The 24,567-nt window shown below is 45.2% G+C and carries 15 protein-coding genes; 8 read left to right on the top strand and 7 right to left on the bottom strand.

Annotated elements, in window-relative coordinates; genetic code table 11:
• Positions 1 to 11 precede the first annotated feature (11 nt).
• Positions 12 to 617 (top strand): response regulator transcription factor, encoded by a 606-nt coding sequence (locus tag V7R39_RS16230; protein WP_334031973.1) that lies wholly within the window; start codon positions 12 to 14, stop codon positions 615 to 617.
• A gap of 27 nt (positions 618 to 644) precedes the next feature.
• Here the strand turns inward: V7R39_RS16230 and V7R39_RS16225 are convergent, their stop codons facing one another.
• Together V7R39_RS16225 and V7R39_RS16220 are read right to left on the bottom strand one after the other, a co-directional pair.
• Positions 645 to 968, bottom strand: coding sequence for a hypothetical protein (locus tag V7R39_RS16225; RefSeq protein WP_334031972.1), 324 nt, complete (start codon positions 966 to 968; stop codon positions 645 to 647).
• A gap of 270 nt (positions 969 to 1,238) precedes the next feature.
• Positions 1,239 to 3,503, bottom strand: coding sequence for a TonB-dependent receptor (locus tag V7R39_RS16220; protein ID WP_334031971.1), 2,265 nt, complete (start codon positions 3,501 to 3,503; stop codon positions 1,239 to 1,241).
• Positions 3,504 to 4,377: 874 nt separating this feature from the next.
• Between V7R39_RS16220 and V7R39_RS16215 the strand changes: the two genes are divergently transcribed.
• From V7R39_RS16215 to V7R39_RS16190, 6 genes are all read left to right on the top strand, one after another.
• On the top strand, positions 4,378 to 5,040 hold the full coding sequence (locus V7R39_RS16215) for a GntR family transcriptional regulator (protein WP_334031970.1): 663 nt from the start codon (positions 4,378 to 4,380) through the stop codon (positions 5,038 to 5,040).
• 65 nt (positions 5,041 to 5,105) lie between these two features.
• Positions 5,106 to 5,981 (top strand): methylisocitrate lyase, encoded by an 876-nt coding sequence (prpB, locus tag V7R39_RS16210; protein WP_334031969.1) that lies wholly within the window; start codon positions 5,106 to 5,108, stop codon positions 5,979 to 5,981.
• A 273-nt stretch (positions 5,982 to 6,254) separates the two neighbouring features.
• A complete protein-coding gene (gene prpC / locus V7R39_RS16205) occupies positions 6,255 to 7,379 on the top strand; it encodes a bifunctional 2-methylcitrate synthase/citrate synthase (RefSeq protein ID WP_334031968.1) in 1,125 nt (374 codons plus the stop codon).
• A gap of 11 nt (positions 7,380 to 7,390) precedes the next feature.
• Positions 7,391 to 9,982, top strand: a complete 2,592-nt coding sequence (gene acnD / locus V7R39_RS16200; protein ID WP_334031967.1) for a Fe/S-dependent 2-methylisocitrate dehydratase AcnD — start codon at positions 7,391 to 7,393, stop codon at positions 9,980 to 9,982.
• A 761-nt stretch (positions 9,983 to 10,743) separates the two neighbouring features.
• Positions 10,744 to 11,925 (top strand): 2-methylaconitate cis-trans isomerase PrpF, encoded by a 1,182-nt coding sequence (prpF, locus tag V7R39_RS16195; protein ID WP_334031966.1) that lies wholly within the window; start codon positions 10,744 to 10,746, stop codon positions 11,923 to 11,925.
• Between the two features lie 98 nt (positions 11,926 to 12,023).
• Positions 12,024 to 13,274 carry a diguanylate cyclase gene (locus tag V7R39_RS16190; RefSeq protein WP_334031965.1) on the top strand — a complete coding sequence of 417 codons (1,251 nt, stop codon included), beginning with the start codon at positions 12,024 to 12,026 and terminating at the stop codon, positions 13,272 to 13,274.
• Positions 13,275 to 13,321: 47 nt separating this feature from the next.
• Here the strand turns inward: V7R39_RS16190 and V7R39_RS16185 are convergent, their stop codons facing one another.
• The 5 genes from V7R39_RS16185 to V7R39_RS16165 all read right to left on the bottom strand — a co-directional run bounded on the left by V7R39_RS16185 (position 13,322) and on the right by V7R39_RS16165 (position 19,457).
• Positions 13,322 to 14,983: a PH domain-containing protein gene (locus tag V7R39_RS16185; protein ID WP_334031964.1), complete on the bottom strand. Its 1,662-nt coding sequence runs from the start codon at positions 14,981 to 14,983 to the stop codon at positions 13,322 to 13,324.
• Positions 14,983 to 15,534 (bottom strand): PH domain-containing protein, encoded by a 552-nt coding sequence (locus V7R39_RS16180; RefSeq protein WP_334031963.1) that lies wholly within the window; start codon positions 15,532 to 15,534, stop codon positions 14,983 to 14,985. The genes V7R39_RS16185 and V7R39_RS16180 overlap by 1 nt, the downstream gene beginning before the upstream one ends.
• A 221-nt stretch (positions 15,535 to 15,755) precedes the next feature.
• The gene (gene arcB / locus V7R39_RS16175; RefSeq protein ID WP_334031962.1) at positions 15,756 to 18,110 is read right to left on the bottom strand and encodes an aerobic respiration two-component sensor histidine kinase ArcB; all 2,355 of its coding nucleotides are present in this window, start codon (positions 18,108 to 18,110) and stop codon (positions 15,756 to 15,758) included.
• 153 nt (positions 18,111 to 18,263) lie between these two features.
• Positions 18,264 to 18,620, bottom strand: coding sequence for an SH3 domain-containing protein (locus V7R39_RS16170; protein ID WP_334031961.1), 357 nt, complete (start codon positions 18,618 to 18,620; stop codon positions 18,264 to 18,266).
• 114 nt (positions 18,621 to 18,734) lie between these two features.
• Complete coding sequence (locus tag V7R39_RS16165; protein WP_334031960.1) at positions 18,735 to 19,457, bottom strand: N-acetylmuramoyl-L-alanine amidase; 723 nt, start codon at positions 19,455 to 19,457, stop codon at positions 18,735 to 18,737.
• 631 nt (positions 19,458 to 20,088) lie between these two features.
• Between V7R39_RS16165 and gltB the strand changes: the two genes are divergently transcribed.
• On the top strand, positions 20,089 to 24,555 hold the full coding sequence (gltB, locus tag V7R39_RS16160) for a glutamate synthase large subunit (RefSeq protein WP_334031959.1): 4,467 nt from the start codon (positions 20,089 to 20,091) through the stop codon (positions 24,553 to 24,555).
• Positions 24,556 to 24,567 lie beyond the last annotated feature (12 nt).

The raw sequence follows: 24,567 nt of genomic DNA, 5'->3' as shown, positions 1-24,567 counted from the left end.
AAAGGAAGCAGATGACCACCATTCTCGTTGTTGAAGATCAATCACTCGTGCGCGACGCTATTGCCATGCTGTTGTCTTTAGAAGACGAGCTCGATGTGATAGGAAAATGCAGTCATGGACAAGAGGCTATTCACTTTTTAGAAAATAACCCCGCGCCAGATATCATTTTAAGTGACATTGAAATGCCTCAAATGAGTGGGCTAGATTTAGCAGTACATGTGGCAAGTCATCATATTGCTAGTCATGTGGTGTTAATGACGACGTTTGCCAAGCCTGGTTATATAAAGCGAGCCATGAGTGTTGGCGTAAAAGGTTTTGTCTTAAAAGAAGCCGATAGCGATTACTTAATTGCATCGATTAAGGACGTAATTGCAGGAAAAGTCGTTATATCTACTGAACTTGCGCTAATGGCGTTAGACGATAACAATCCACTGTCCGAAAAAGAAATGTCAGCGCTTAAGCTCGCATCAGAGGGGATGAAAACTCATGATATTGCTAGCGCGTTGTTTTTATCTGAAGGTACGGTAAGAAATTATCTTTCAGAGGCTATCTCAAAGCTAAACGCAACCAACCGCATTGATGCTGCTCGAATAGCGCAGCAAAAAGGATGGCTTTAAATTACACCGTATTCCCGCTGGTTTTAGTTAATATTGGGGAGACGTGTACGCCGGCAAGTTTAAATTTGAAGCAAGTCCAGTCACCACTCTCTCTGGCCCTACTACCTGCCCTAGCTTGTCGCTAGACCATGTACACACCAATATGCTGGTGCCTTTTTTTAGTTCACACTCCCACTTTTTAGTTGATTCTTTAAGCGGCAGATAGTCTTCTTCAATTTCCCAGCCGTTATCCACATGTGAAACAATTAGCTGTTCAAAGCCGTCGAAGGGGATCTGCTGAATGATACGCCAGTCATGCTTTTTAAATTTTCGTTCAGTCCAAGAACGTTGTAACTTAGATAGTATCCCCACCCCTGCTAATCCTCTTGTCCATTTGGTTGTCACTAACCGATGTTTATTGATGTAGAGTTAGTCACACAAGGTCGATGTAATAAAACTATTCTAATATCGTCAGTAAAACAAGATTATCAATGTATTTAGTTACATATTAGGTATGCAAACTGCATTAAAACTTTTTTTGCCGCACCTCAAAAGCATTAAATATAAAAAACCGGTCGCTTCATTAGAAAGGACCGGCTTTTGTGTTTGTGTACTATCTCATGCTTATACAAGCGCGCTTTTTTAGAACTCGGTTGAGAATCTCACACCGAACTCACTCGCATCGTTGCTGAGTATTTGCAGAATATAATCGCCAGTATTTAAGCGAGCATTGTCATAACGTTCATCAAAGATGTTGCGACCGTATAATGCCACTGTATACCCTTCGTCTGCTGGCGTGTAGGCAATATCGAAGTTTACAAGCTCACGGCTATCCAGTTCAGTCATGCGCTCTGGTGCAGATGTTGGTTCGCCATACATCTCTGAACGATATGAATAATCGGCACGTACTCGAATTGAATCACCGCCATCAAGCTCGAAGGTATACTGTGGACCAATTGCAAGTGTCAAATCAGGTGTAAGTGGTGCCACAGGACTAAATCCTGCTTGCTCTTCTACATCAACATCCATATAACCAATGCTGGTCATCATGCTGAAATTACCGTAATTAAGCGTTGTATCTAGTTCGATACCACGAGAAGTTTGTTCAACCACTAAGTTAGCAGTGTCGAAACCACCTTCACTTACACGGCTTACTTGGTAAGGTAGGTCGTCAAACTCAGTGTTAAACACCGCAACGCTCATATCCACATATTCGTTGATACGGCCTTTGATACCTACTTCATAGTTTGTCGCCGTGATATTGTCAGAAGCCGTAAAACAGTTATTGGCACGCACTGCGGCTTGTGCACCGTCGATGTCGTCAAAACCACCAGCACCAAAGAACTGCCCAATTAGGCAAAATGGACGTGCCGGATATTGACCTGACTGATAGCCAGATTGAATAGTCGCATAACCCGTCATACCGTTATCAAACGTATAGTTAGTCGCTAATTCCCATGTTACTTCGTTCCAGTCGTTCGAATCAAAAATAGGACCTAGTGCAGAGAATACGTTAGCAGAAGCATCTTTTTCATCCTTCGTGTAACGCAAACCACCTGATACAGATAGCTCATCGTTAATGTCGTGACGAACATTAATGTAAGCAGCTTTCGACGTAGTTTCTTGGTCTAACTCAAGTAAGTTAGGACCACCGTCGAAACTAGATTCTTCACCCTGTCTGTTACTACCTTCTTCATTAAAGTAGTAAAGACCCGCAACAAAATCAGTATATTCGTTGATATAACCATTTAACTGAAGCTCAACAGAGGTTTGGTCAGCTTCGCCGCGCTCTGGAAATTGGTCTAAAGAGAAAACCGTGCCGTCGTCGTCTAGGCCCGCTTTGTATTTTGATGTGCGCTGACTGGCCACTACTTTAGCGGTATAGTCTTCATTAATATCCCACTCGGTGGTAAGCGCAATACCCCGAGCTTCGTTTGATACAGTCGTTACCTCTTCAGTGCCAGTGGCATTGTCAAAGCGATCCGCACCTGCAGGGATAACATCGGTATTGCGTAACTCAACACCTAGACCGTTTCCGCCGCCGAAATAACGGGCAGAGCCAACTTCATCAATAAGTACAGTGTATGGACGAAGACCGCCGTCGCCATTATTTGCATCAGCCGTTAGTATCATACGAAAATCGTTTGAAGGCTCCCATTTAACAGATACACGCCCTGAAACATCCTCAGTTTCACCAACGTCATACTCTGCATTAGGAATGTTAATAAATTCGCCCAGACCATCACGCTTGTTGAACGATAAGTTGGCATTAAATGCCAATGTATCAGAAAGCGCATGGTTAACGAATAAGTCAGCTTTTACGCGACCGCGAGTACCAAATTCTGTATTAATTCTGGTCACATCGCCTTGATCTGGCTCTTTGGTAATGATGTTGATTGCACCACCAATAGAGTTACGACCATACAGTGTTCCCTGTGGACCACGCAGTACTTCAATACGCTGAATGTTATTCAAGCTCCAGTTCTGACCAACCTGACGACCTAAATAAACGCCGTCAACGTATACGCTTACGCCTGGGTCGGTTGTAATCAAGTGATCCTGTAGACCAATACCGCGGATAAACGGATTTACTGATGAAGTATGTCCTGCTGAGAAACCAGTAACGTTTAGGTTTGGTACAAATTTACCCACGTCAGTTAAGTCGGTAATACCCTGTGCAGCGAGCTTGTCACCGTCAAAAGCACTCAGTGCAATTGGCACTTCGTAAATAACCTGCGGACGCTTCGTCGCGGTGACGGTTATTGCTTCGAATTGTTGCTCTTCTGTTGTTTCTGCTTCTTGTGCAACAGCCACATTGGTAAGTGCTGGAACGGTCATCGCTACTGCTAAAGCGACAGGCGAAAGCTTACTGGCTAGTGTCTTAGACACGTCAGTGTGAGTGGTCATTTGGTGGAACCCCTTTGCGTGAGTGTTTGGTATTTACGGCTTATAGTTTGTGTTTCAAGTTCTTCTGCGGAACTCTTACAACCTAAGGACCTTGGGGGCAAAGAAGTACATGTTGAAATGTATTTTACTGACAGCATGCATAAATGCGTGCACCAGTCCTCGCCGTTTAAGTGTCTTACTTAGGCTCGAAAACTGGACGAGTATGATACCGACAGTTTGCCTTTTTGGAAAGTTAATTATCATTTTTTCACCAAATTAAAAATCCAAAAACAGACTAATTGGTTAGCTGGTACGACCTTTAGAAAGCAAAAATGAACCGTGTAATAGCATTAAAATTCAATACGTTAAAAACATATTATTTAAGTTTTTCAGTTATAACATCGACACCTCAAACTGACCATATAGACAACTCTGCTCGCTGCCATTATCAACTTACCTGATCCTTAATAACCCTTGGTCTTCTTTACATAATCTTTAGCCTTTAGTCGTAAGAATTAAGACTAAAAACCAGATGCACTTGAAACAGAAGTTCTTTTAAGCCCCTATTTTAAGACCCTACTAAACCAGCTTCATCACAAGAAAGATCAACATCCGTTTTTTGAACTGCCAATCTTTTTGAAATCTGCCAATACCTTAAGCTTGGACAATGAGCTTGAATCACGAGCTTAAATCACGAACTCAGGTTACGAGCTTAGATTGGAAGCTCAAGCCACGCGCGTCGCTATTTCCCACTGAAACGCATTTCAATACATTTTCTACCGACCATCGCAATATGACAACAATATTAATTTGTCGACAATAGAGGCCTTAAAATTTGATATTGAGTTTCAAAGTGGCTATATTGTCGACATTATGAGAAAACAAGCAGCTTATTGTGACGCTAAATAACGAGCAAGCCATTACTAGCGCAGACAAAACGTTTTATCAGCTTCGAAACGATATCGTCGAGGGTATTATCCCGTCCGGCTGTAAGTTAAGCGAAACCGAATTGTCGACAAAATATGAAGTGTCTCGCGCTGTAGTGCGCGAGGCGATTAATCGTCTTGCCACCTGCCATCTTGTTGAACGTAAGGCCAACGTGGGCGCTCGTGTAGTCGCACTTTCTCCAGAAGGCTTAGTGCAGCTGTATCAAGTGAGAGAGGCCTTAGAAGGTATGGCAGCAAGGCTCGCGGCACGCTACATGAGCGATGAAGAAATAGCTGCGATGCAAGGTTTACTAGACAGTCACTTCAATAAAGTGAAAGGCGGCGAGAGCTACTATCAAGAAGCGGGTGACGTGGATTTTCATTATCGTATTGTCACTGGTAGCAAAAACAGCCATCTCATCAGCGTACTAATAGATGGCTTGTATCACTTAGTACGAATGTATCGCGTACAGCTTGGCATGGCAGGACCTCGCGTCACTACGGCATTTGATGAACACAGACACATAGTAAACGCCATTGCTAATCGCGATGAAGAGCTAGCAGAAATACTCATGCGCAGACACATTCTTTATTCAAAAAATAATATAGAAAAGAAGCTCAATCATGCATAAATGCAGTGACGCTTCGGTATTTTTCATTCACCTCTACCCTACTTCTAATTAAGCGAGTAACTATAATGAGTGCAGGAAAAAAATTTAGAGACGCCCTTTCTAAGAACAAACCACTACAAATTGTAGGCACTATTAATGCCTATTCAGCCATGATGGCAAAATCCATTGGTCATCAGGCTATTTATCTTTCTGGTGGAGGCGTTGCCAATGCATCGTACGGTTTGCCAGATTTAGGCATGACATCACTTAACGACGTGCTTGTCGATGTGCAGCGTATTACGTCAGCATGCGATCTCCCTTTATTAGTCGATATTGACACTGGTTGGGGTGGTGCTTTTAACATCGCGAAAACCGTTCGCGATATGGAAAAAGCGGGCGCAGCCGCAGTGCATATGGAAGATCAGGTTGCGCAAAAGCGCTGTGGTCACCGTCCAAACAAAGAAATTGTCAGCACAGAAGAAATGGTAGACCGCATTAAAGCTGCGGTCGATGCCCGCACCGCCCCTGACTTTTTCATCATGGCTCGCACCGACGCCTTCGCTCAAGAAGGATTGGAAAAGGCGATTGAACGCGCTAAAGCCTATGTAGCAGCCGGTGCAGACGGCATTTTTGCTGAAGCAGTAAAAACCGAAGAGCATTATCGCGCCTTTGCAGACGCATTAGACGTGCCTATTCTTGCCAATATTACCGAGTTCGGCCAAACCGAATTATGGAACAAAGAACAGCTTGGCGAATGGGGAGCCAATATGGTGCTTTACCCATTAAGCGCATTTAGAGCCATGAACAAAGCTGCAGAAATGGTCTACGCTTCTATTCTTGAGAACGGCGATCAAAAAGCCGTCGTTGATAGCATGCAAACCCGCATGGAACTATACGATTACCTTGGTTACCACGATTACGAGCAAAAGCTAGATGAGCTTTTCGCCAAAGGTAAAAACTAAATTAAACACATTAAACAGTAATTGGGACGCAATGTACTATTGAAGCGGGAGCGGTACTTAGGTCGTTACCACGCCGTGAACCCATCCATGGGGGCTCCGGCTCGGCATCCATGCCTCGCAGGGGGTAACGACCTAAGTACCGCTCCCACTTTTCAATGCATTGAGCCCGCTTATAAAAGTTTAGATTTAACAGCGACTAAGGAATTCGTTCCTTTTTCATAATAGATTTTTTACTAACGTACCTTACAAATTTAAAAGACCGGAGATTACAAGATGGCTAAACAATTAAGTGGCGCGGGATTACGCGGCCAAGTTGCAGGTAAAACAGCATTATCAACCGTAGGCAAATCAGGCTCGGGTTTAACGTATCGCGGCTATGATGTAAAAGATCTGGCCAATAAATGCCAGTTCGAAGAGGTGGCTTACCTTATCTTAAAAGGTAAATTGCCAACGCAGGCTGAGCTAGACAGCTATAAAGAAAAGCTTCGCGGCATGCGCGGTTTACCTAATGCACTTAAAGAAGTGCTTGAGCGTATTCCAAAAGATGCACACCCAATGGACGTGCTTCGCACAGGTTGCTCCATGCTAGGTAACCTTGAAATGGAAAAGAGCTTTGACGAGCAGCAAGAAGCCACTGATCGCATGTTGGCGTGCTTCCCAAGCATCATTTGCTACTGGTATCGCTTCTCTCACGACGGCGTGCGCGTTGAAGTTGAAACCGATGATGATTCTATTGGCGGCCACTTCCTTCACATGCTTCACGGCGAAAAGCCACGCGAACTTCACGAGCAAGTTATGCACGTTTCGCTAATTCTTTATGCAGAGCATGAATTTAACGCCTCAACCTTTACAGCCCGTGTATGCGCGTCAACCCTTTCTGATATGCATTCTTGTGTAACGGGTGCCATTGGCTCACTTCGTGGTCCTCTTCACGGCGGCGCAAACGAAGCCGCCATGGAAATGATTGAAGGCTTTACCTCTGCCGACGATGCCGAAGAAAAGATGATGGGCATGTTAGAGCGCAAAGAAAAAATCATGGGCTTTGGTCACGCAGTGTATGCTGATTCAGACCCGCGTAACGGCATTATTAAAGAATGGTCTGAAAAGCTATCTGCCGATGTGGGCGATACAGTGCTTTACCCAGTTTCAGTGCGCTGTGAAGAAGTCATGTGGCGTGAAAAGAAACTGTTCTGTAACGCAGATTTTTTCCATGCTTCTGCCTACAACTTCATGGGTATTCCTACAAAACTATTTACACCTATTTTTGTCATGTCTCGTTTAACAGGCTGGGCAGCTCACGTAATGGAACAGCGTTCTGATAACCGCATTATTCGTCCATCAGCTGACTATACCGGTGAAGAGCTTCGTCCAGTGCCAGCTATTGCTGATAGAGCATAAGGTAACCATTTATGAATATTGATTACCGTAAACCTTTGCCAAACGCGGGTATCGATTACTTCGATACCCGCGAGGCAGTAAATACGATAGAACCAGGGGCTTATGAAAAGCTGCCCTACTCTTCTCGGGTATTTGCTGAAAACTTGGTGCGCCGCTGTGCACCCGAGCAACTTAATAAAGCGCTAGAGCAGCTCATTTATCGCAAGCGCGACCTCGATTTTCCTTGGTTTCCAGCGCGTGTAGTATGCCATGATATTCTCGGCCAAACCGCATTGGTTGATTTAGCAGGCTTGCGCGATGCGATAGCGGCAAAAGGCGGCGATCCGGCCAAAGTGAACCCAGTGGTTCCTACCCAGCTAATTGTCGACCATTCTTTAGCTGTTGAACACGCAGGTTTTGAAGAAGACGCTTTTGAAAAAAATCGCGCTATTGAAGACAGACGTAATGACGATCGTTTTCACTTTATTAACTGGACAAAAACAGCGTTTAAAAATGTAGACGTTATACCTCCAGGTAACGGCATCATGCACCAAATCAATTTGGAGCGTATGTCACCTGTTATTGAATCTCGCGATGGCGTGGCGTTTCCCGACACCTTAGTAGGAACAGACAGCCATACTCCTCATGTAGATGCTCTAGGTGTTATTGCTATTGGTGTGGGTGGACTTGAAGCCGAAAGCGTCATGCTTGGTCGTGCGTCTTACATGCGTCTGCCTGACATTGTAGGTGTCGAGTTAACCGGTAAGCCACAGCCTGGTATTACTGCAACTGATATCGTACTGGCACTTACGGAGTTCTTGCGTAAGCAGCGAGTAGTGTCTGCCTTTTTAGAGTTTTATGGCGAAGGTGCTTCACACCTTACCCTTGGCGATCGTGCTACCATTTCGAATATGACGCCAGAATACGGCGCCACTGCCGCTATGTTCTACATCGACCAGCAAACCATCGATTATTTGCGCCTTACCGGTCGTGAAGAAGACCAAATAGCCTTGGTAGAAAACTACGCGAAGCATACGGGCTTATGGGCTGATGATTTAAAAACCGCTGAATACGAGCGCGTACTCACTTTCGATTTATCGTCAGTAGGTCGTAACATGGCAGGACCATCTAATCCACATGCTCGCTTGGCGACTAGCGACCTTGCCAGTCGCGGCATTGCGGCTAAGTGGGAACAAGAAGACGATAAAATGCCTGACGGCGCGGTTATCATCGCTGCCATTACAAGCTGTACCAATACGTCTAACCCACGCAATGTGATTGCTGCTGGTCTTATTGCTCGAAACGCAAACGAACGCGGCCTCACCCGCAAACCATGGGTAAAAAGCTCGTTAGCGCCTGGGTCGAAAGCAGTGAAGCTTTACCTTGAAGAAGCCAACCTGATGAGCGAACTTGAAGCCCTTGGCTTTGGCGTAGTGGCTTTTGCGTGTACTACCTGTAACGGCATGAGCGGTGCACTAGACCCTAAAATTCAACAGGAAATCATCGACCGCGACCTTTACGCCACCGCAGTACTATCGGGCAACCGAAATTTTGATGGTCGTATTCATCCCTATGCCAAACAAGCGTTCTTAGCTTCGCCGCCTTTGGTTGTTGCTTACGCGATTGCCGGTACCGTTCGTTTTGATATTGAAAAAGACGTGCTGGGTATTGATAACGACGGCAACCCAGTAACGTTAAAAGACATTTGGCCAAGTGACGAAGAAATTGATGCCATTGTTGCCAAAAGCGTTAAGCCTGAACACTTCAGAAAAGTGTACGAGCCAATGTTCGACTTAAGCGTAGATTATGGCAGTCATATCGACCCGCTCTATGAATGGCGCGAACAAAGTACCTACATAAGACGCCCGCCCTATTGGGAAGGCGCTATGGATGCAGAACGCACCATGACTGGTATGCGTCCTCTTGCCATATTAGGCGATAACATTACTACCGATCATTTATCTCCCTCTAATGCCATTATGGCAGACAGCGCGGCGGGCGAGTATTTGACGAAAATGGGATTACCTGAAGAAGACTTTAACTCTTATGCAACCCACCGAGGGGATCATTTAACTGCTCAGCGTGCCACGCTTGCTAACCCAAAAGTGTATAACGAAATGGTGCAAGAAAATGGCGAAGCCAAGCAAGGCTCGCTGGCGCGTATCGAACCCGAAGGCAAGGTTGTGCGCATGTGGGAAGCTATTGAAACCTACATGACTCGCAGGCAGCCTTTGATCATTGTTGCTGGCGCCGACTACGGCCAAGGCTCGTCACGAGACTGGGCAGCAAAAGGCGTGCGTTTAGCAGGTGTTGAAGTGATTGCCGCCGAAGGTTTTGAGCGCATTCACCGCACCAACTTAATTGGAATGGGCGTGCTACCGCTTGAGTTTAAACCGGGCACCACCCGCAAAACACTCGAGCTAGATGGTACTGAAACCTACGATGTTAAAGGTGAGCCGTCACCGGGTGCGACGCTTACTCTTGTGATAAACCGCACCAACGGCGAAAAATTAGATGTTCCAGTGACGTGTCGATTAGACACCATGGAAGAAGTCTCTATTTACAGCGCTGGCGGCGTATTACAACGCTTTGCAAAAGACTTCTTAGAAGCTGAGGTTGGCTAAGTTGTCTTAACATTTGGCTGACTGGGCAGAAAGCACTAAGCCGGGTTTGGGACACGCCGTAAATACATCCATGTAGGCTCCCAATTCGCATCCATGCGAATTAGGTAAAATCAGCCATCGCGATAGGAAGGCAAGTGAGTTAGGTGCAGGGCACGCCGTAAATACGTCCCTGTAGGCTCCCAATTCGCATCCATGCGAATTAGGTAAAATCAGCCATCGCGATAGGAAGGCAAGTGAGTTAGGTGCAGGGCACGCCGTAAATACGTCCCTGTAAGCTCCCAATTCGCATCCATGCGAATTGAGGGCCCTGAACCTAACTCACTAGCCTTCTTTAATAAAGGCTGTAGTTTTTGCGCGGAATTTGGCTGCGATTTGAAACCCTCCCTGAAGTTGATAGATGTTGAAATTTTGAAGAGAGAGCGAGTGCTCAGGTGAACCCTTCGGGGCGCATGGACTAAACACTCTCCTCTAACGATGTTTAATTATTTTAGAGGGAGTTTGATTACGATTTGAAACCCTTTTCCTCTAACGTACATAAATGTGGAAATTTTGAAGAGAGAACGAGTGCTCAGGTGAACCCTTCGGGGCGCATGGACTAAACACTCACCTCTAACGATGTTTAATTAGTTTAGAGGGAGTTTGATTACGATTTGAAACCCTCCAGCCGCATGGATGCGGCTGGGGAGCGTACATGGATGTATTCACCGCGTGTTTCAAACCGTAATCAAACTTCCCCTTACTCAAAAGAAAAAGGAATAAACATGACACAGTATGCGCCACAGCTTCGAGTACCCGCTACCTATATGCGTGGCGGTACGAGTAAGGGTGTATTTTTTAATTTAACGGATTTGCCAGAGGCAGCTCAAAAACCTGGGGCAGCGCGAGACGCCCTGCTACTTCGCGTAATCGGAAGTCCAGATCCCTACGGTAAACACACCGATGGCATGGGCGGAGCCACATCAAGCACCAGTAAAACGGTGATAATTAGTAAGAGTGAACGAGAAGGTTACGATGTTGATTATCTTTTCGGCCAAGTTGCCATCGATAAACCTTTCGTAGATTGGAGCGGAAACTGCGGTAATTTAACGGCTGCTGTAGGTGCATTCGCCATTAATAATGGTCTTGTTGATAAAAGTAAAATTCCAGACAACGGCATTGCTGTTGTGCAAATTTGGCAAGCAAATATCAACAAAGCTATTATCGCGAACGTTCCCATCACCAACGGTGAGGTTCAGGAAACCGGTGATTTTGAGCTTGATGGCGTAACGTTTCCTGCAGCAGAAGTAGAAGTCGCTTTTGTGGACCCGGCCGATGGCGAGGGTGCTATTTTTCCTACGGGAAGACTGATAGATACCCTTGAAGTACCGGGAGTGGGTTCGCTGCACGCTACTATGATCAACGCTGGCATTCCCACTATTTTTATCAATGCAGAAGACATTGGCTATACCGGTACAGAGCTGCAAGACGATATTAATAGCAACCCTGATGCGCTGGCGAAGTTTGAAGCAATTAGGGCCCATGGCGCAGTAAAAATGGGCTTGATCACCGACATTGGTGAAGCGGCCAGCCGTCAGCATACTCCTAAGGTTGCTATGGTTGCCCCTCCTTCACCTTATAAAGCGTCTAGTGGAAAAGATATCTTAGGCTCTGATATCGATGTTTTGGTTCGTGCCATGTCCATGGGCAAACTGCATCACGCCATGATGGGCACAGCCGCTGTTGCCATAGCAGCTGCCGCAGCAATTCCAGGCACACTAGTTAATTTGAGTGCGGGTGGTGTTGACCGTGATGCCGTTGTCTTCGGCCATCCCTCTGGCACATTACGCGTCGGCGCAAAAGCTGAGTTTTCAAAGGATCGTTGGCATATTGCGCAAGCAACTATGAGTAGAAGTGCTCGGGTGCTGATGGAAGGAAATGTTCGGGTTCCACCATCACACACATGAACATAAGCGCTATACATAAGTCTAAAACGCCCTTTTTATAAGGGCTTTTTTGTGAATAATTGCATATGATTACCCGCAAGATCATTTGAGTATTGCCAATGTATAAAGTTCTTGTGGTAGAAGATAGTGTTACGGTTCGAAAAATAGTCTATAAATTGATCGAAGATAATCCCCTTTTATCCTGTGATTTGTGTGAAAACTTAGCACAGGCCGAAGTGGCCCTGCAGGCTTCGAGTAATTATCTTGCCGCTATTGTTGACCTTAATTTGCCCGATGCACCAAATGGAGAAAGCGCAGACTTGGCGCTTTCTTATGATCTACCGACACTTGTGCTTACCGGAAACTTCGATGAGTTTACCCGTTCACAACTCCTCGACAAGGGCGTGCTTGATTACATAACCAAAGAATCGCGTTATTCTTACCTGCAAGTGGCAAAGCTTATTGATAGGCTTCGCAAGAATCTCTACACCGATGTCCTTGTAGTTGAAGACTCGATAACCAGCCGTAATTACATTTGTAAACTTCTCAAAAAATTCAAATTTCGGGTTCATGAAGCCGGAAATGGAATAGAAGCCTTGGTGCAACTGGACAACCACAAAAATATTAAAATGGTGATATCTGATCATAGGATGCCTAAGATGGACGGGTACGAGCTCATCAAGGCCATTCGTCAAGAACGAAGGATGCAGGACACGATATTTATCGGATTATCTTCTACAGGTGATAGCGTGCTGACCTCTAAGTTTATAAAAAGCGGCGCGAATGATTTTTTATCAAAACCTTTTTATCACGAGGAGTTTCTTTGCCGCGTTATGCAAAATTTAGAGTCGCAGGAAATGATTCAAACCATTCGTGATAACGCTAACCTCGACCCTCTTACTCAAGTTTACAATCGCCGTTATTTACACGAAAAAGCTGAAGAACTGTATGCCAACAAAGGGCCTGGTGATAACATTATCGTTGCGATGATCGACGCTGATAATTTTAAGAACGTAAACGATACTTATGGCCACAAAACAGGAGATACGCTGCTACAAGAATTTGCCGCGCTCATTAAACTCCACTTTCCCGAAGATCTCATTATTCGCTATGGGGGAGAAGAATTCACCGTTTTGTCTCAGCGCTCTGCCAAAACCTACTTATCCGCACTATCAACATTTATGAATGCAGTAAGGCAAACGAAATTCACCCTTCACAAATTCAATATTACGTGCAGCATAGGCGTATGTGTAGAAGACCATAGCAGTTTCGAACTGCAGCTAGATGTTGCCGACGCGCGTTTATATCACGCTAAAAACGCGGGCAAGGACCAAATAATTCTTCGCGATGAAAAAACTATTTCAGAATAGCAACTTGAGGCAACAAGCTGCGTTAGTCGTTACTTTTAAAACGCCATCTACATCCATGACTTACGCGTAGACTCCACATCATAAAGCACGCTGTCAGCAAGAGCTTTAACGTAATGCTCTGGCAAGAAAGGAACGGTAACCGCCCCTGACGCTAATACGAACTTGATAGACGCAAGCTGATGCCGTCGCATAAACACACTTTGTTTAACAATCACTTGTTGTATTTTGTATGGCTCAAAACATAGGTAGTCAACACCAATCCGCCCTCGCCTAACGTATACGTACTTGCCATCGGCCGCTATGCCCCATCGCCACCAGCGCAGGGTAAGCAGCAGACTCCCTGCAACCAAAAGCCCAATTGAGCCAAGAAGAATATCGATCTGAGATGAAACAATACCAACAATAAAGAGCGCTAAAATGGGTACGCTCCACGCTACTATCAACCAGTGCAGTATAAAGCGTTTGCTAACGCCTAAATAATCATCGCGGTGCAGTTGGCAATCGGGCATCACTTCTTGGCTAAGCTCAACCGCCTCCTGTTCGGTAACCGATGGCACAATAAGTTTATTGGGCGACATTAGTTCTTGTACTTTCTGACCTGCCGTGGAATTTTGCTCAAAGTACACATTGACTCGCTTGAGAATTTTGTCGAGCCAGTCTTGTTTAGCGGTAACCATTTGAATGCGCGACGCACGCATGCTGACTTCTTGTTTATTCAAAAGACCGCTGCGGCGAATGTACCTGTCGTCAGAGCGAGAGAGGGTATATCCATAAAACGTGAATAGTGCTCCACCTACGCTAAGTAGCGCCATAGCAGCCATTATCATCATAAGGATCACAAACGCGTAAAGCCCAAACTGCCACCATGCGACGGTTTGTTCACCCACGATTTGGTTAAGCTGTAGGCCTTTATCCGCTAGCCAGTCAGAGACTAAACCTATAGCGTCATCGTAAAAAGGGGCTGCGGCACCGAGTATTATCCACACCCTGTTATTGGTAATTCCGTGAATGACAATATCGCCAATAGAGCGGGTGTTGAGTACCTCCTCGTCGCTCTCTACACTATCGTTTTCTAGCATGCCAAAGCGAGCCGCCCCATTATCACTAGAAAGATGCTCGGAAGCACTCTGAGCTGGGCTTTGAACTGAACTGTAATTTAAGTTTGAAGATGAATGAGCAGAGGAATACTCTTCTTTCTTCTTTTCAGCCAATACTTGCTTTCTAAGCGCATTGGCATAGGAAACCGGCACCGCTACTATATTAGCTTCTTCTTTACCACTTCCTGCGGTATCCAAAACCACTAATGCATAGCCAAACGGACGATAATAAAAGGGGTGCTCTATTTTTACATTCTGAATGCGCCAAAATGGTAAATTAGTATAGCGACGTTGAAATACGCCAGTTTGAATCTCAACATGCTGATTGTGCACGCGAAAAGTGTACATAAAAAAGCTTATCAGGCCACTGCCCACCGCCAGGGATACTAGGGTGCCGATAGCAATATACGCCTCTGGCGAGTTTAGCTTGGAGAACACGTTAGAGCCTATGGCCAACGCGGGAATAATATAAATGAGCCCTTGGGCAGAATTTTTAATGTTGCGTGCCGAAAAATATAAAATAGCGATGATGGCCAAGCGCTGCCACGCATCACCGGTTTCTACTTTGACTGAGCTCTCGGCATTCGATGATGTAATCTCTTGCTCTTCCACTATCGGGCGCTCACATCTTTATGATCAAGAATAAACTGCCTAATTTGGTTGGCCTCATCAATTTCAAGCCCAGGAATTTCAAAGGTATGCATCTCACCGCCAGCAGAAAAAACCTGTAACGAGGCCAGTCCAGCCCATCGGTCAAGTGGGCCTCGCTTTAACTCAACATGCTGTACTCGAAGAATAGGCTGACAAGATAACTGCCGAAAGAAAAGGCCCGACTCCTTACTGACATCTTGCTCTCTAACAGCAAACTTCACCTTCTTGTCGGCAAAAAAATGATAGGTAAACCACAAAAAGCCCAACGTAAAAATGACTAGGCACGCATAGGGGTAGGCATTGTGAAGGTCGTCTGGCACACGAAACCAAGGTTGATATTTTGCTGCGGATAGCGCGCCAAGCAAAAGCACAGTGACGGTGGAACATACGGCTAAATTAATGGTGCGATACTTTTTCGACACTGGCGTTAGCGCCAGTAGATCTAACGCGGGTAAATCCTGCTGAAAAAGCGGTTCGTTAGAAAAATCGACCGCCTTTGACTCTGAAAACATACACCTTATCCTTGTAAAAATTTACGCAAGCTCACTACTTAGCGTTACTGCCAGAGCGGCCAAATGCCCCAACCAGTAATTCAAAGAGAATAAAAAGGGAGCATCAGCCCCCTCTTCATTTCTAGTAGTTACTATTAGTCAGCCACTGTAATCGAACTACTCAGCTAAGCCTACTCAAATAAGCCCACACAGCTGCTATGCTACATAGTCATAGCAATGCACTAGTCATCAAACTGCTGTTCGTTGAGCCAGCTATTCAGCCCTTTCATATCGTGCTGTACTGCCATTTGTAACTCTTCAACCCAGTCGTGGACGTTCTCCCACCATGTAGGGTGATCGCCCTGCTGAATTTGGTTAGCAATACGCTGTACTCTTGCTAAACCAACCGAGCCTGCAGCGCCTTTTATTTTATGGGCTTGGGAACACACCTCAGACTTTTCATCAGCGGTTAAGCTCAGCTGCAGTATTTCCATGTATTCAGGCATTTTTTCTTGGAAAACTTTTACACTCGCCCGAACCATGTCATCCCCTATGGTATCCACTAACATCTCCAACAAGTCCATATCTAAAATGTTACTGAATGTTTTGTTGGGCTGCACGCGTTCTACTTGCCCTTCTATTTCTAACGGCGCTGGCGGCGCGTGAAATAGGTCGTTAAATACTTCAATAACACGCGATTTTTTAATTGGCTTGGCGATAACATCGTCCATGCCGTTTTCCAAATACTCTTCGCGCTTTTTAATAACGTTAGCGGTTAGTGCAACGATGGGGGTTTGCATCACTAAATCTTCTTCTATTAGCGTGCTGGCCACATCGAACCCCGTCATATCCGGTAACTGAATATCGAGCAAAATCAGGTCGTATTGGATTTCTCTGGCTTTATCTAATGCCTCTTGACCCGTCATTGCTACATCAACACGCTGACCAAGTTTTTCAAGCAGCGCCTTAGCCACCATCACATTGAGTTCTATATCTTCCACCAGAAGAATATTTAGCCCCGTTACCTCAAGCTCAGCCACTTTCATTGGGCTGTTTGAAATTTGCACCGGCAAGATAATTTCAAAGCGAGTACCATTGCCGACGCTACTGGTCACGTTAATTTCACCGCTCATCAAATCGACCATTTGCTTACAAATTGCCAAGCCAATGCCAGTACCTGTAGCCGATTGATGATCCGGATGATCAACCTGATAGTACATCGCAAAAATTTTGTCTATTTCCCCCTCTGGAATGCCAACACCGGTATCTTCAATTACAAAGGTAACAAAGGCTTTGTCATTCTCTGGCTTGGTAGCAGATACCGACAAACTCACGTGACCTTTTTGCGTAAACTTCACCGCGTTAAACAGAATATTCCATAATATCTGGCGTAACCGCGTACCGTCTATTTCAACAAGACGAGGCAATGGCTCTTTTATTGCGGTTTTAAACTCAAGCTGTTTATCTCCAGCCAGTAAGCGAATAATACTGCTAAGTTCTTCCGTAAAGTCTTGTAGAGATATGGTTTTCAAGCTGAGCTCTAGTTTGTCTCGGCCTAACTTATCTAGGTCGATAATATCGTTAAATATATTACCTAAAGTAATCGCACTGGCGTAAATCGTACTCACCCAGCTGAACTGCTCTTCAGAAAGCTCAGTATCGCGAAGCATACGGCTTAAACCCACAATGCCGTTTAGCGGTGTACGTAGCTCGTGACTAATTGTAGCGATAAAGCGGGTTTTGTCTGTGTTGGCTTTTGCTGCGGCATTTTCCGCTTGTTTACGCTCGGTCATATCTCGCCCAAACGATAACAAGCCAAGGCGATTACCTTCTTTATCGAAGAACGGCACTCGCTTCATTTCGAAGTAGCGGCGTCGGCCATCGGCAAACTTAAGCCACAACTCTTCGGTAATGCTGGCGTTTGTCTCAAGTACTTCGTTATCACTGGCCACAATTTGTCTTGCCAACTCTTCTTCGTACACATCTTCTGGGGTTAAACCGAGTAGCTCTAGCTCAGTCTTCCCAGTCATTAGCTCGGCAATGCGATTACATCCTGCAAACTGCCCTTCTTCATTGCGGTAATAGATGAGATCTGGAGAAGCATCGATGATAGAGCGTAATAAGGTAGACAGCCTGCGAGCCTGAGATTCCTGTTCAGACTTATTTTTAATTTCTTGCTCTAAGTCTTTGAACAGTCCCTCGCGTTCTTCTTGAGCAATTTTTCGCTGTTCAATTTCATGATTCAACTGTCGAATATTGCTTTGCAGCTCGCGATTCAAAAACACATCTTCTTCGCGCAAGCTCTCTAGTTGACTCACCACCTCTTTTAAGTTTGTCCGAGAATTTTCGAGTTGCTTAATCAGTTCACTAAAAAAGTACAACACCCAAGGAGCTGACAGCATTGTTAAAATTACTGCGCTGATAAAGTCGTCAGGCTGCACTTGGCTGCCTAGGCTGACGCGTATGACATAAGAGCCGCCAAGGGTAAATACCAGTGAGAATACAACGAATAATATGCTTAATTTTAGTGTGCCAAATCGCTGCACAAACTGGGCAAAGCGGATAGCCCATGAATCGTTAGGAGAATCTGAATGCATGTACTTCTAGTCGATAACCATTTTGCCCTATCCTATCAGTCTTTCTGACGTTCTGGAATCCACTAACCATCGTACACGAGTGCTCGTTGCATTTTGAAGTACGAAACTTCAACATATCAACCAAGACCTCTCAGCCTTTTAGCGCTTTTGTTTCTATTTCTTTGATGTAATAAAGGTCAGATATTCATTACTTACCCAGCCTTCTGCGGTGTACGCGACGCGAGACCAGGTATCGCCGCTCTCTAATACCCCTACTACTTGGCCTGAGGTCAATTGACTACTTGCCTTAGTAAACTTTGTGCTGGGGCCAAACCTCACATTTAATTTTTTCACGCTAACAATGGCAGATGTATAAGGAAAGTCTTGTGGCGCTGTTATGGACTTTCGCGAGACAGATAGCTGTTTCTCATTGGTATATTGCAAAGAAGGTGGTAGCTCTTGGGACAGTTCATCTTTGATGACATCAGAAGGTTGAGCGTTAAAAGAGTGTTGATTGATACCAATCCGCATAGATAATTGCCCACTCAGAAGGCCCTGGCAAGTTTAAAATGTCCGTACTCTTTGTTGTGTCACCTTGATGTAGAACCACTGCACCTGCAGTGACACGCCGCGATTACGAACATTTTAATTCTCGCTGAGAGGGTGATTATCTATGCGGACTGGTATGAGATAGCGGCGAAGTTGGCGAAGCGGAAATGCAGGGCCAGGGTCAAATTTTCTTCCCGGTGAAATTTCTTCGTGCCCTAGTACGTAATTAATATGGAAGGTGTTACACAACAACCTACACAGGTCAAAAGTACGTTGAAGCTGCACCTCGCTATAACGATGCCAATACGTAGAAGAATGTGCGCTTGGGCTTTCTTGCAAATCGCTGTTATTTTTAATGACAGAGCGGCCTTGGAAACTGACATGCGAATTTTCAACAAACACGTCGTCAGGGTGGTATCGTTTTCCAAACCAGCTTTCAAATTCGCCATTTTCATTGATATCAAGTTGACCCGCATTATCTAACTCGATACCTATAGCGTAGTTGTTGAACTGCTTTCTGCCAGCAAAGCTGCTCTGCCCTGCATGCCACGCAATGGCATTAAAAGGAAGTAACTGTATTACCTCCCCGTTTCTTCCTATAACAAGGTGGGCTGATACTTTGCTTTTTGGGTTTACCATATATTCTACTGACGAGGACGCACTGCTGCCGCCAGTAAAATGAATAACTAAGGTATCGGGCAAATTGCGAGGGAACTCTCCAGAGGTGTTTGGAGAGGTAACATGTTTAATCTCACTTCCGTGTAACCTATTGTTTTCAATGCGAACTGCGTTTAAGGGTGCTGAGTATGTATTTGTCATTACCGTAACCATGTGGTTTGCTCTTTGAGCGGCGACTATGAACTCTACCTACTATCTTGATTACCAACCAAAGCACGATTACCAACCAAAATACTGTTCACTTTTCACTCAAATTTTTCCTAACATAGCAGTTAACTAATATGAGTGGAATAGTTTATTTACAAGTAAATAAAAATACAAAAAACCACCCCTTGACTCAATAAAACAAGCATTTCAATGAATATTTATTCAATAACAAATGACAAATGAGAAGTATTATCATCTTTAGTATGTTTGTTTTCCCCTTGAATATTTTTATAACATTATTGTTACAAATCTAAAATTAAATTTTCATACCATTGAATCTAAAAGATTTTTTAAACGTTATACTAATTCATTAGGGATGAGGCTTTTTTTGCGTTTGATTTTAGTTTTCAATGTGGGTATTTTGTACGGCCCGCATCGCATCAATGCATAAAAATGCGGAACGGCTGGAATCCTCTAATAATAATTAACGACAAGAAAGACGCATGCGCTGAGCTAAATGGCCCAAGCGCGAAAAGATGTCTAATTATGTTTCGATACGCAAACCTAGGCGCATCTGCACGCAACGCATACCTTGCCCAGTCAATAAGGTTGAAGGAGTTAATAGATGAGTTTATACAATCCCAACGATTCCCGGGATAATTGTGGGTTTGGCTTAATAGCCCACACTCACGGGGAAGCCAGTCACGAATTGGTATCCACTGCAATCCACGGTTTAGACCGAATGCAACATCGAGGCGGTATCGCCGCTGATGGAAAAACCGGTGATGGCTGTGGTTTACTACTACAAAAGCCAGATGCCTTCTTCCATTCAATTGCCGACGAAAATGGTTGGAAGCTAGGTAAAAAGTACGGCGTAGGGATGATTTTTTTGAGTCAGGATCCCGTACTTGCACAAGCTGCCCGTGAAGTACTCAATGAAGAGTTAGAAAAAGAAACGCTTTCGGTTGTTGGATGGCGAGAAGTGCCTGTTGATAAATCAGTACTTGGCGAGCTTGCCCTTACTGGTGTTCCTCAAATAGAACAGGTATTTGTCAACGCTCCGGCTGGATGGAGAAAGCGCGACCTTGAACGACGCCTTTATATGATTAGGCGCCGTGCGGAAAAACGCTTAGAAGACGACCCAGATTTTTATGTGGCGTGTCTATCAGGTTTAGTCACTATTTATAAAGGCTTGGTAATGCCGAAAGACTTACCAACCTTCTACCTCGACCTTGCTGACGAACGCATGAAAAGCGCTATTTGCGTATTCCACCAGCGTTTCTCAACGAATACATTACCTCGCTGGCCACTTGCGCAGCCGTTTCGCTTTCTTGCTCATAATGGTGAAATTAACACGATTAAAGGCAACCGCGATTGGGCAATGGCAAGAGCGGCAAAATTCTCAACACCGCTTATTCCAGACCTGAAAGATGCAGCACCTTTCGTCAATACCGAAGGTTCTGACTCTTCTTCACTGGATAACATGCTTGAGCTGTTCCTAGCAGGTGGTATGGACTTATTCCGTGCCATGCGCTTATTGGTGCCGCCAGCCTATCAAAACAATAAAACAATGGACGATGACCTTCGTGCATTCTACGAATTTAACTCCATGCACATGGAGCCATGGGACGGCCCAGCGGGTATCGTTTTAACCAACGGTCGCCACGTTGCATGTAACCTTGATAGAAACGGCTTGCGTCCAGCGCGCTACGTCATTACCAAAAATGGTTTTATTACCCTAGCCTCAGAAGTAGGCATTTGGGATTACCAAGAAGCCGAGGTCATTGAAAAAGGACGTGTGGGTCCAGGCGAAATGCTTGCTGTAGATACGTATACAGGCAAAATTTGGCGTTCTACCGAAATTGATGACGAGCTAAAAGCGAGACACCCATATAAAGAGTGGCTACAAAAGCACATCCGTCGCCTAACGCCTATTGAAGAGCTAGATGCATCGCTTATCGGCAAACGAGTGTTTGATGACGATGCCATGGCGGTTTATCACAAGCTTCATGCATACAGCTACGAAGAAATTCAGCAAGTTGTGAAAGTATTGGCAAAAGACGGTCAAGAAGCCGTTGGCTCTATGGGTGATGATACGCCGATGGCGGTTATGTCATCTCGTCAGCGCACCATTTACGATTACTTCCGTCAGCAATTTGCACAGGTGACAAACCCACCCATCGATCCATTGCGTGAGAATCATGTGATGTCGTTGGCAACCTGTATTGGTCGAGAGCAGAATGTATTTAGCGAAACGTCCGGTTACGCTGACCGCGTATTGTTCGACTCGCCTATATTGATGTACACAGATCTTAAACAGCTTCGCGAGTTCAACCCAGAATACTATTATTCTGAGGTAATAGAACTTCAGTACCTACCGCAAGAAGGCTTGAAAAAAGCCGTCGAGCGAGTGTGCAACGAAGTTGAAATGCTGGTTAAAAACAAGCGCGCAGCGTTTGTTATACTCTCAGATCGCAACATCAAGAAAAATCGCTTAGTTATTCCTGCGGCAATGGCAGTAGGCGCAGTTCAAAAACGCTTGGTTGAAAAGTCGCTGCGTTGCGATGCAAACGTTGTGGTAGAAACAGCAAGTGCGCGTGACCCACATCACTTTGCCGTGCTTATTGGTTTAGGTGCAACGGCGGTTTATCCGTTCCTAGCTTACGAAACGATTGAACAACTGTGCGAAAAAGGCGAACTTGATATTTCGCCCATGCAGGCAACATTGAACTACCGCAAAGGTATCAATAAGGGCTTGTACAAAATAATGTCTAAAATGGGCATTAGCACAGTAGCCAGTTACCGTAGCTCTAAGTTGTTTGAAGCCATTGGTATTAACAATGAAGTCATGCAGCTTTGCTTTAAGGGTGTTACCTCACGTATTCAGGGTGCAGGCTTTGATGATTTTCATCAAGACCACATCAATTTGAACCGTATTGCTTGGTTAAAACGCAAACCTGTTTCTCACGGTGGTTTACTGAAATATGTACACGATGGCGAGTATCACGCGTATAACCCAGACGTGGTTAGCACACTGCAAAAAGCGGTGGTATCGGGTGAATACACCGACTATCAAGAATACGCTAAACTGGTTAACGAGCGTGCGCCATCGCACATCCGCGACCTGCTTGCGCTAAACCCAGAATGCGATCCTATTGATATAAGCGATGTAGAAGGGCCGGAAAATCTTTTCCCTCGCTTCGATACTGCGGCCATGTCGATTGGGGCGTTAAGTCCTGAAGCCCACGAAGCCCTTGCGATTGCGATGAACCGTTTAGGCGGTCAGTCTAACTCGGGTGAAGGTGGTGAACATCCATCTCGCTTCGGTACTGAAAAGAACTCAAAAATTAAACAAGTTGCTTCTGGTCGCTTTGGTGTCACGCCGCATTACTTAGTTAATGCTAACGTTATACAGATAAAAGTTGCTCAGGGCGCGAAGCCTGGTGAAGGTGGTCAGTTACCGGGTGATAAGGTTAACAAATACATTGCGCAGCTGCGCTTCTCTGTGCCGGGTGTAACGCTTATTTCTCCACCACCTCATCACGACATTTACTCTATTGAAGATTTAGCCCAGCTTATTTTCGATTTAAAACAGGTAAATCCAACAGCGCTAATTTCTGTGAAGCTGGTTTCTGAACCGGGTGTAGGTACTATCGCAACTGGTGTGGCAAAGGCTTATGCAGATCTTATTACTATTTCTGGTTACGACGGTGGAACAGGTGCAAGCCCGTTAACCTCGGTGAAATACGCTGGTAGCCCATTTGAACTTGGTCTTTCTGAAACACAGCAAGCACTTATTGAAAACGGCTTACGCCATAAAGTGCGCGTACAAACTGACGGCGGTTTAAAAACCGGTTTAGACGTAGTCAAAGCGGGTATTTTAGGTGCTGAGAGCTTTGGCTTTGGTACTGGCCCAATGGTAGCGTTAGGCTGTAAATACCTTCGAATTTGCCACCTAAACAACTGCGCCACCGGTGTTGCAACCCAAGATCAGAAACTGCGTGACGATCACTTTATTGGTCTTCCTGACATGGTAATGAACTACTTTAAGTTTATTGCTCAAGAAGTGCGCGAGATCATGGCGTCTATTGGTGTCAGCAAGTTCGACGATTTAGTGGGCCGTACGGAGCTTCTTAAAGTACTTGATGGTATTACGGCCAAGCAAAACCGTCTTGATTTGTCGCCGCTATTGGCACAGCCTGTGGCTGGTGAACATACCCGTCTATTCTGTTCGCAAACGACTAATGCGCCAATGGATAAGGGCGAGCTTAACGCTAAGATGCTTACCGATGCACAAAGCGCTGTAGTGAATAGCAAATCAATCACTCTAAAGTACCCTATTCGCAACACAGACCGTTCTGTGGGTGCCCTGCTTTCTGGTGAAATTGCCAAGCATCACGGTAATCAAGACTTTGAAGATACACCTATTAAAGTTGAGCTTACCGGTACTGCGGGTCAAAGCTTTGGCGTGTGGAATGCTGGTGGCTTACACATGCACTTAGAAGGTGACGCTAACGATTATGTGGGTAAAGGTATGACGGGCGGTAAGCTAGTTATCCACCCTACGAAAAACATCGAATTTGATGCACACGAAAGCGCAATAATGGGTAATACCTGTTTGTATGGCGCAACGGGCGGTAAGTTATTTGCTGCTGGCCGTGCGGGTGAGCGCTTTGGCGTTCGTAACTCTGGCGCAATAGCCGTTGTTGAAGGTATCGGTGACAACGGTTGTGAATACATGACCGGCGGTATCGTTGCTGTGCTTGGCCCTGTGGGCGTTAACTTTGGCGCCGGTATGACAGGGGGTTTCGCCTACATAATGGACGATGGCGATGACATTGATAACCGCGTGAATACTGACTTAGTCGATATTATGCCAATTGGTGACAAAGCCATTCTTATTGAGCATTTACGAGGTCTTATTAATCAGCATTACGAAGAAACAGGCAGCGAGCACTCTTTGTCACTGCTTACGGATTTCAATGCAACGCTAGCACGCTTCAAACTTATTAAGCCTAAAACAAGTGATGTGAAAAACTTGCTTGGTCACATCAGTCGTTCAAGCGCTGAACTGCGCATTCAGGCTCAATAGGAGGATTTACTT

Origin of the sequence: Alteromonas sp. P256 (assembly GCF_036864455.1) — a bacterium.
In the GTDB taxonomy this organism is placed as follows: domain Bacteria; phylum Pseudomonadota; class Gammaproteobacteria; order Enterobacterales; family Alteromonadaceae; genus Alteromonas.
The sequence above is the reverse complement of the archived record's forward strand: the minus strand, read 5'-3'. Positions and strand labels throughout refer to the sequence as shown.